The sequence below is a fragment of the Streptomyces viridochromogenes genome (assembly GCF_001270495.1).
Lineage (GTDB): Bacteria > Actinomycetota > Actinomycetes > Streptomycetales > Streptomycetaceae > Streptomyces > Streptomyces viridochromogenes_A.
The window spans coordinates 58,382-67,446 of record NZ_LGUR01000222.1; the positions used below are offsets into that span (position 1 = coordinate 58,382).

Consider the following 9,065-nt stretch of genomic DNA (forward strand, 5'->3'; position numbering starts at 1 on the left):
CTACGACGATCGTGACCCTCACCGGACCCTGCAACGCCCCCGACGTCGTGGACGTCGTCGCGCTCGGCGAGTCCATGGTCACGTTTCTGCCCTCGCGGCCGGGGCGCCTCGCCGACGTGCCGTCGTTCGAGCGGGGGATCGGGGGCGCGGAGTCGAACGTCGCCTGCGCACTGGCTGCCGCGGGGCACTCCGTGCGGTGGGTGAGCCGGGTCGGGGTCGATGGGTTCGGCGACCATCTGGTGGAGGCGATCGGGGGGTACGGCGTCGACGTCTCGGCGGTGGGGAGGGATACGGCGCGTCCGACCGGCGTGTACTTCCGCACGGCGGGGGACAGGGCGACGGACGCCCACGAGGTGGCGTACTACCGGGCGGGGTCGGCGGCGTCGGCCATGTCCGTGGCGAACGTCGACCTGGCGGCGGTCCGTTCGGGCCGGGTGCTGCATCTTTCGGGGATCACCGCGGCGTTGTCGGAGGGGTGCCTGGGGTTGATGCGGGAACTGACGGCTCCCTGCGAGGGCCGCCCGCTGGTCTCGTTCGACGTCAACTACCGGGCGGGGCTGTGGGGAGCCGGCGACGGGCCGGGCGTGCTGCTGGAGCTGGCACGGGCGGCCGACGTGGTCTTCGTGGGGGAGGACGAGGCGGAGGAGGCGTGGGGCCTCACGGGCGGACCGGAGGCGGTGCGGGCTGCCTTGCCGGAGCCGGGGGTGTTGGTGGTGAAGCAAGGAGCGGTGGGGGCTACTGCGTTTGTGTCGGTTGCGGGTGGTGGTGGGCTGGTCGCGCCCGCGCGGCGGAGCCGCACATGTCACAGCCCCGCGCCCCTCGGGTCGGCCGAGAGCCGCCAGGCGCAGGCCGCTGACGGCGCTCAGTCAGGCCGCCTCGCCCTAGCCGCGGGCAGTCGTGCCGCTGGGGCGGCTCCCGACCCGAAGAGAGGCGGCACCCCGCCGGCGCCGGGCTGCGCGACCCACCCCCGCCCGGCACCCCCGCCGGGCGACCCGCAAAGCAACGCTCCCGTTGTCCCCCCAACGCCGGACGCCGATGAAACGGCCACTTTCGTGCCCGCCCCCGCCGTGGACGTCGTCGCAGCGACCGGTGCCGGTGACGCCTTCGCCGCCGGATTCCTCTCCGCCGCTCTCCGCGGGCTGCCCATCCGAGACCGTCTCCGCCACGGTCACCTCTGGGCGGCAGCCACCCTCACCGCCCCCGGCGACCTCGCCGCACCCCCCTCCCGCGACACCGCCGACCGCCTGGTGGCCCTCGACGACGCCGGGTGGGAGAAACTTCGACTCGGCCCCGGCTGGACGCAAGCCGCTGAACGGGCCGACGAGGAGGTACGTACGCCATGAGTCAGACCGTCGACCGCGCGCTCAGCATCCTGCCGCTGCTCGCCGAGGGCCCCGCCGACCTGGGCCAGGTCGCCGACCGCCTCGGCGTCCACAAGTCCACCGCCCTGCGCCTCCTGCGCACCCTGCACGAGCACGGCCTCGTCTACCGCCAGTCCGACCAGCGCTACCGCCTCGGCGCCCGCCTCATCGCCCTCGCGCAGGAGGCGATGGAGAACCTCGACATCCGCGAGATCGCCCACCCCCACCTCGTACGCCTCAACGAGCAGTGCGGGCACACCGTCCACCTCGCCGTGTACGAGGAGGACGAGGTGCTCTACATCGACAAGGTGGAGAGCCGGTACCCGGTGCGGATGTACTCCCGGATCGGGAAACCGGTGGCCATCACCGTCGCCGCCGTCGCGAAGCTCCTCCTCGCCGATCTGCCCGAGCACGAGCGCCGCCCCCTCGCCGAGAAGCTCGACTACCCCATGTACACGGCCCGTTCCACCCCCAACGCCCCCGCCTTCCTGCGGGAGTTGGAGAAGGTGCGCGAACAGGGCTGGGCCACCGACCTCGGCGGCCACGAGGAGTCCATCAACTGCGTCGCCGCGCCGATCCGCGGTGCCGACGGCCGGGTCGTCGCCGCGATGTCGGTCTCCGCGCCGAACGTCGTCGTCACCGCCGACGAACTCCTCACCCTCCTCCCCCTGGTGCGCCGTACCGCGGACGGCATCAGCGGCGAGTACTCCGGCAGAAACACAGCGAAAGGCACCGCATGACCGAGAAGATCGCGCTCACCCCGAAGACCCACACCACCCCGCCCGCGAAGTTCTCGCACGGTGTGAGGAAGGGGAACATCCTCCAGGTCGCCGGCCAGGTCGGCTTCCTGCCGGCCGTCGAGGGCCAGGCCCCGACGCCCGCCGGCCCCACCCTGCGGGAGCAGACCCTCCAGACCCTCGCCAACGTCAAGGCGATCCTGGAGGAGGGCGGCGCCTCCTGGGACGACGTCATGATGATCCGCGTCTATCTGACGGACGTCGACCACTTCGCCGAGATGAACGAGATCTACAACGCCTACTTCGAGGAGCAGGGGCTGACCCAGCCACCCGCCGCACGCACGACGGTGTACGTCGGGCTGCCGGCCGGGCTCCTCATCGAGATCGACGCGCTGGCCGTACTCGGCTGACCGTCCCTTCGACTCCCGCACGCCGTACACGGCATGGTGTCCGTCATCCCTGGGACGCCATGCCGCGATCCCCCCTGCCCGAAAGCTTCATGTACTTACCGCGAGGACCCCCGAATGTCCCCCTTGTCCCTTCCGCTCGCCGCATCCGCCCCGGCCGAGACACCACCCCACACCGGCGGACTGCTCGTCCTCATCGACGGTACGGCCGGACTGCTCACGGTCGCCGCCATCGGCATCGCGCTGCTGCTCTTCCTGATCATCAAGACGCGCCTGCAGCCCTTCGTGGCCCTGCTCGCCGTCTCCATAGCCGTCGGCCTGATGGCGGGCCTGTCCGTCACCGAACTCTTCGGCACCGTCCAGCGGTCGGACGCCGTGTCCACCATCGAGTCCGGCATGGGCGGCATCCTCGGCCATGTCGCGATCATCATCGGTCTGGGCACCATGCTCGGCGCGATCCTCGAAGTCAGCGGCGGCGCCGAGGTGTTGGCCTCCCGCCTGCTGAACCTCTTCGGCGAGAAGAGAGCGCCCCTCGCGATGGGCCTGACCGGCCTGATCTTCGGTATCCCGGTCTTCTTCGACGTCGGCATCTTCGTCCTCGCACCGCTCGTGTACGCCGCGGCCAAGCGCTCCGGCAAGTCGGTCCTGCTCTACTGCCTGCCGCTGCTGGCGGGCCTGTCGATGACGCACGCCTTCCTGCCCCCGCACCCCGGCCCCGTCGCGGCCGCCGGTCTGCTCCACGTCCAGCTGGGCTGGGTCATCCTCATGGGCGTCGTCTGCGGCATCCCGGCGGTGCTGGCCGCGTGGGCGTTCTCCGCCTGGATCGGCAAGCGCATCTTCGTCGCCGTACCGCAGGACCTGGTCGAGGCGGCCGACGAGGCGAAGCGGGCGGTCGTCGACGAGCAGCGGGCCGCCGGGGTCGACCCCCGGGAGAAGCCCGTCCCCCTCGGCACGGTCCTCGGCATCATCGGTACGCCGCTGGTGCTGATCCTGGCCGCGACCTTCTCCTCGATCGCCCTGGACCCCTCCACCACCCGCTCGGTGATCGAGTTCTTCGGCAACCCGTTCGTGGCCCTGACGATCGCCCTGCTCCTGGCGTACTACTTCCTGGGCATCCGGCGCGGCTGGTCCCGCAAGTCCCTGGAAACGGTGTCGACTTCGTCGCTGAAGCCCGTCGGCAACATCCTCCTGGTGGTCGGCGCGGGCGGTGTCTTCGGCGCCGTCCTCAAGGCCAGCGGTGTCGCCCAGGCCCTCTCCGACACCTTTAACGACGTGGGCCTTCCGGTCATCGTCCTGTCGTACCTGATCTCGGTGGTCCTCCGAGTCGCCCAGGGCTCGGCAACGGTCGCGATCGTCACGACGGCCGGCATCGTCGCCCCCCTGCTCACCGAGGGCGACCACTCCCAGCCCTTCGTCGCCCTGGTCATCATGGCCATCTCGGCCGGCTCGATCTTCGCCTCGCACGTCAACGACGGCGGCTTCTGGATCGTCGCCAAGTACTTCGGCATCACCGAGCGGGACACGTTGAAGACCTGGACGGTCCTGGAGAGCGTGCTGTCGGTGGCCGGCTTCGTGGTGGCGGCGGTGCTGAGCGTGTTCGTCTAGCGGCGAGGGCGCCTTTCCGTGCCGGCTGCCGTTGCCTGACGGCTCGGAGACGGAGGCGGACTCGCCCAGCTGGTGGGGCTGCTCGGTCTTCGCCTCCCACGCCTCCCACGCCTCCCACGGCGCCCGCGCGCGGAGCGCGCTGACGGATGCGGCGAGCCTGTTCGTGTAACGATGCGGGGGCTGGTTGTGCGGGACACAGGGTTGTCGACCATACTGCTCCGCTGTGGAGCAGCGCATAGGTTCAGGCAGCCAGCCCCTGGAAGGCGCCGGTTTCGACCCGGCCTTCATCCCCGGGCTCACCTCACCCGCGTCCGCCGAGCCGGAGGGCGCGAAGAAGGCGGACGTCGCCGAGGAGGACGTGGTCGAGGACGACGCCTCGGAGCGGACCGCCGCCGAGGAGACCGATTCCGAGGTGACGGACTCCGAGAGCGCCGACGAGCACGAGGCCGACGACGCCGCCGAGGAGGCCCCCGTCGACGGCCCCGTCTTCGAGGCCGCCGACCGCCGGGCCCGTATCGTCGCCGACCACAAGGGCGTACGGCTCTCCCTGGACGACCAGGAGTGCGAGTTCCGCTGGGACGAGATCGGCGCCGTCGAGACCGAGGCCCCGCGCTTCGGGAAGCGATTCACCGTCACGGTGCACACTCCTGACCGCCGCTGGTACCCGATCGAGATCGAGGCGACGGCCAGGAGCCGCTTCACGGAGTGGGACGAGCAGCTGGACGCGGTGCTGGACGCCTACTTCGAGGAATCCGACTAGCTAGCTGCAGTACTGGGCTTCCTTGCCGATGGACCGGTACATGCAGTCCGCGTTCTCCAGCAGCTGCAGTACCGCGTCCCGGTTCCGGGACGTCTCCCGCTCGATCACCTCGTCGGGCGGGTAGAAGCCCCCGCCCCCGGACCTCGGGTACATCTCGAAGGTGTACCCGAAGATCTTCTGGTTGCCCCACAGCCAGTCGTCGATCGACCCGTCGGTGATGTACAGGTCGCTGGACTGCTCCGGCGTATAGCCGTTGCTGGCCGCCATCTTCTGCCCGACCGTGGCGAACGCGTTGCGGTCGTCGGCCGTCATCCCGGTCGTCGTGTCGGAGTACGTGTACCCGAAGGGCCACAGCACCAGCTCGCTGTACGTGTGGAAGTCGACGCCGGCCTTGATCTGCTGGACCCCGCCGACGACACGGCTGCGCACGAAGTTGGCGACGACCTTGACCTCCGGCGCAGACTCGGCGGACGCGCCACGGTACGTGTCCGAGGACGCCGACCCCGACGAACCGCCGCAGCAGCCCCACCGGTAGTTCCAGTTCCGGTTGAGGTCGGTCCCGACGGCCGACGAACCGGAGTTGGGCTGCCGGTTCTTGCGCCACGACCGGTAGGAGCCGGTGGCGATGTCGTACTCGCCGCCGTCCGGGTTGAGGTCGGGGACGATCCAGATCTCGCGGTTGTTCACCATGTTGGTGACGCGGGAGTCGCTGCCGTAGTCGGAGGTCAGCTCGCGCAGCAGATAGAGCGCCATCTCGACGGTCAGATGCTCACGGGCGTGCTGGTGGTGCGTGAAGAGGACCTCGGGCTCGGACTCGTCCGTCCCCACGTTGTCGCTGATCTTGATGGCGACGATGTTCCGGCCCTGGTAGGACGTGCCGATGACGCGCTGGCTCGCGATGGAGGAGTTGGCCGAGACGAGGGAGTTGATCTCGCTCGTCATCTCCGCGTAGTTGTGATAGCGCGAGTCGCCGGAGGGGAAGTCGTAGAGCCGGACGTCGTCCTCGCCGGCGGACCGGTCGGGGACCGCGCCGAGCGGGGTGACCTCGTAGCCGAGGGCCCGCAGCTTCCTGATCTGGTCCGCGCGGCCGGAGACGACGACACCGTGGCTGTCGACCTCGTCCACGGTCACGCCGGCCTGCTGAAGTGCCGTGCGGTCCTTGGCGGTCGAGTGCGTGTGGATCTCGTACTGCCGGATGTCGTCGGCCGAAGGGACCGCCTTGGCGGCGCTGTCGGCGTTCGCGGACACGTTCGCGGAGAGGGGCGCCGCGAGCGCGAGGGCGAGCATGGCGGCGAGAGCGGCGGTACGTCTGCCGCTACGGGCGCCGGAGCCGCGTATGCGAAGTCGCATGAAGTCTCCTTGTGGGAGTGGGGGGTGGGGTTCAGTGCGACGTACTTACGTGGTGCGGGTGTGGCGCTCATGGTGGGCCGCTGGCATGAGCAGGTCAAGAGCGGCTCGTTGATCGCGACGTGAACCATTCGAAAATCAGCCGCGCAGTGTACGCGTGCCGCCTCCGCACGGAGCGGTCCCGGGCGAAGTCCACCCGGGGGTGTGATCCGGGGGTGCGAACCGGAGCGAGGCGGGGAAGGGTGAGGAACCGCGCAAGGGGGGAGCGGTGGGAGCGACGGCACAGGCGGGGACCGGCGCACCCTCCGGCTCCCCGATTCCCCGCACTCCGATTCCGGCTCCCCTTCGACGAACACCCCCAGAGGAACGGCTGATCATGGGCGGATCAGCGCCACGGGATCACCATCTGCCGGTCGAGACGACCACCTTCGTGGACCGGCGCGGCGAACTCGCCGCCGGACGCGAGCTCCTGGCCAGGACACGGCTGGTCACGCTGACCGGTCCGGGCGGCGTCGGCAAGACCCGCCTCGCCGCACGCATCGCGGCCGCCGTACGGCGCACCTTCCCGGACGGCGTGCGGTTCGTGCACCTCTCCGGCCTGGACGACCCGGCGCTCGTCCCGCTCGCCGCCGCCGACGCGCTCGACCTCCACGACCACTCCGCGCGGCCGCCGCTCCAGGCGCTGGTGGAACGGTTGCGGGACCGCCGGCTGCTCCTCCTCGTCGACAACTGCGAACACCTGCTGCCCGCCTGCGCCGAACTCGCCGCGGCGCTGCTGCACGGCACGACCGGCGTACGGATCCTCGCCACCAGCCGCCACCGCCTGGGCCTCACCGAGGAACACCTCCTGGACGTACGTCCCCTGCCGGTCCCCGACCCGGACGGCGACCTCACCACGCCCGAGGGCTACCCGGCTCTGGCCCTGTTCGCGGACCGAGCCGCCGCGGTGGTCCCCGGCTTCCGGCTGACCGCCGCCAACCGCGGGGCCGTCGCCCGCCTCTGCCGCCGCCTGGACGGCCTCCCGCTCGCCATCGAACTCGCCGCCGTCCGGATGCGCGTCCTCGACGTCGAGCAGCTCCTGGACCGACTCGACGACCGCTACCGCCTGCTGACCGGCGGCAGCCCCGCGGCCCTGCCCCGCCACCAGACCCTGCGGGCCGCAGTCGACTGGAGTCACGAACTGTGCGACGAGCGGGAGCAGTTGGCGTGGGCGCGGTTGTCCGTGCTGGCGGGGAGTTTCGATCTGGAGACGGCGGAGGTGGTGTGTGCGGGGGAGGGGGCCTCTCCGGAGGAGGCGGAGGGGGAGGCCCCCGTGGGCCCCGCGGCGCCGCTGCGGAGTGACGACGTCCTCGACGCTGTCACCGGCCTCGTCGACAAGTCCGTACTGTCCCGCGAGTCCGGCCCCGACGGCATCCGCTACCGCCTCCTCGACACCCTCCGCCAGTACGGCCTGGACCGCCTGCGCCGGCTGCCCGGCGAGGAGGCCGCGGCCCGCCGCCGCCAGCGGGAGTGGATGCTCGGGCGGGCCGCCGCCTGCGAGCGGGCCTGGTTCGGCCCGGGCCAGCGGGAGATCGTCGCCCGGCTGCGCGCCGACCAGGACAACCTCCGTACCGCCCTCGACTTCAGCCTCAGCACCCCGGGTGAAGCCCTCTCGGGCCTGCGCCTCGCCGGCACGCTGTGGTTCTACTGGCACGCCTGCGGCGCCCCCCGCGAAGGCCGCCACTGGCTCGACCGCGCGCTCGCCGCCAACCCGGACCCGACCCGGGAACGGGCCCGCGGCCTGTGGATCGCGGGGCTCCTCGCCGCCGCCACCCATGACCTCACCGCGGGCCTCGCCCTCGCCCGGGACGCCCGTGCCATGGCCGACGACCTCGACGACGCGGCGGAGGCGGCGCACGCCGAGTACGTCATCGGCGTCATCACCCTCTTCATGGACGACCTGCCGACGGCGCTGAAGCACTTCGAGGCGAGCGTCGCCCGCGGCCCCGTCCCCGGCCAGCACCTCAGCCTGTACGGCCTCGACCAGGTCGAACTCGCCTGCGCCCTGGGGTTCCTGGGCGAGGCCGAGCGCGCCGTCGAGGTCTGCGAGCGGGCCCGCCGGATGTGTGAACGGCACGGCGAGGAGTGGGTGCATTCGTACGTCCTGCGGATGCTCGCCCTCGCCCACACCGTGCGGCGCGACTGGCAGCAGGCCGACCAGCACGCCCGTCACGCCCTGCGCCTCAAACTCGCCGTCCACGACGTCACCGGCATCGCTCTCACCCTCGACCTCCTGGCCCGCATCGCCACGGAGACGGGCGCCCACGAGCGCGCCGCCGTCCTGCTCGGCGCCGCCGACCACACCTGGGCCGGCATCGACCGCGACCGCTGGGGATCGGCGGCCCTCAAGGCCACCCGCCGCGACAGCGAGAGCCGCTCCCGCGAGGTGCTCGGCCCACCCGACTTCCGGCGGGCCTACGAACGCGGCCGCGGCCTCGGCGCGGACCTCGCGGAGACCGTCCACTACGCCGTCCACGACGCCGGCCCCCGCGAGGCGAAGGGCGGCCGGTCCGGATCCCCCCATCCCGCGACCGGCGGCGTCCACCTCCCCCGCCGCGAGACCGAGGTCGCCGAACTCGTCGCCCAGGGCCTCGCCAACCAGCAGATCGCCGACCGCCTGATCATCGCCCGCCGCACCGCCGAGGGCCATGTCGAACGCATCCTCGGCAAGCTCGGCTTCAACAACCGCAGCCAGATCGCGGCCTGGATGACAGCCCAACGCTGAGCCACCGCCTCCAACCCGACACCTCACCCGTACACCACACCCGGACACCTCACCCCGAGGAGAACCACCCCATGACCACCCACC

General features: G+C 71.6%; 8 protein-coding genes. 7 read left to right on the forward strand and 1 reads right to left on the reverse strand.

All coding sequences use genetic code 11. The features are described 5' to 3' along the window. The first annotated feature begins 11 nt into the window (after positions 1 to 11). From ADK36_RS31675 to ADK36_RS31695, 6 genes are all read left to right on the forward strand, one after another. Complete coding sequence (locus ADK36_RS31675; RefSeq protein ID WP_425315502.1) at positions 12 to 1,343, forward strand: sugar kinase; 1,332 nt, start codon at positions 12 to 14, stop codon at positions 1,341 to 1,343. Further along, a complete protein-coding gene (locus tag ADK36_RS31680) occupies positions 1,340 to 2,101 on the forward strand; it encodes an IclR family transcriptional regulator (RefSeq protein WP_048586184.1) in 762 nt (253 codons plus the stop codon). Before ADK36_RS31675 ends, ADK36_RS31680 begins: the two co-directional genes overlap by 4 nt. Next, positions 2,098 to 2,508, forward strand: coding sequence for a RidA family protein (locus ADK36_RS31685; protein WP_048586185.1), 411 nt, complete (start codon positions 2,098 to 2,100; stop codon positions 2,506 to 2,508). The genes ADK36_RS31680 and ADK36_RS31685 overlap by 4 nt, the downstream gene beginning before the upstream one ends. 114 nt (positions 2,509 to 2,622) lie before the next feature. After that, complete coding sequence (locus ADK36_RS31690) at positions 2,623 to 4,110, forward strand: GntP family permease (RefSeq protein WP_053199949.1); 1,488 nt, start codon at positions 2,623 to 2,625, stop codon at positions 4,108 to 4,110. A 31-nt stretch (positions 4,111 to 4,141) separates the two neighbouring features. Next, complete coding sequence (locus ADK36_RS49130) at positions 4,142 to 4,279, forward strand: hypothetical protein (RefSeq protein ID WP_159029309.1); 138 nt, start codon at positions 4,142 to 4,144, stop codon at positions 4,277 to 4,279. Between the two features lie 54 nt (positions 4,280 to 4,333). Further along, positions 4,334 to 4,870 carry a hypothetical protein gene (locus ADK36_RS31695; RefSeq protein WP_048586187.1) on the forward strand — a complete coding sequence of 179 codons (537 nt, stop codon included), beginning with the start codon at positions 4,334 to 4,336 and terminating at the stop codon, positions 4,868 to 4,870. On the opposite strand, the gene ADK36_RS31700 is transcribed toward ADK36_RS31695, so the two are convergent. Further along, a complete protein-coding gene (locus ADK36_RS31700; RefSeq protein ID WP_048586188.1) occupies positions 4,871 to 6,220 on the reverse strand; it encodes a M14 family metallopeptidase in 1,350 nt (449 codons plus the stop codon). It lies immediately after the preceding gene. A gap of 373 nt (positions 6,221 to 6,593) precedes the next feature. Here ADK36_RS31700 and ADK36_RS31705 point away from each other — a divergent pair, with 373 nt between their 5' ends. Then, a complete protein-coding gene (locus ADK36_RS31705) occupies positions 6,594 to 8,981 on the forward strand; it encodes an ATP-binding protein (RefSeq protein WP_053199951.1) in 2,388 nt (795 codons plus the stop codon). Positions 8,982 to 9,065: the final 84 nt, after the last annotated feature.

What these genes read in the sequence shown, in the direction of transcription:
- ADK36_RS31680 (WP_048586184.1), top strand. Translation starts at nt 1,340, where the DNA reads ATGAGTCAGACCGTCGACCGCGCGCTCAGCATCCTGCCGCTGCTCGCC.
- ADK36_RS31685 (WP_048586185.1), top strand. Translation starts at nt 2,098, where the DNA reads ATGACCGAGAAGATCGCGCTCACCCCGAAGACCCACACCACCCCGCCC.
- ADK36_RS31690 (WP_053199949.1), top strand. Translation starts at nt 2,623, where the DNA reads ATGTCCCCCTTGTCCCTTCCGCTCGCCGCATCCGCCCCGGCCGAGACA.
- ADK36_RS31700 (WP_048586188.1), bottom strand. Translation starts at nt 6,220, where the DNA reads ATGCGACTTCGCATACGCGGCTCCGGCGCCCGTAGCGGCAGACGTACC.
- ADK36_RS31705 (WP_053199951.1), top strand. Translation starts at nt 6,594, where the DNA reads ATGGGCGGATCAGCGCCACGGGATCACCATCTGCCGGTCGAGACGACC.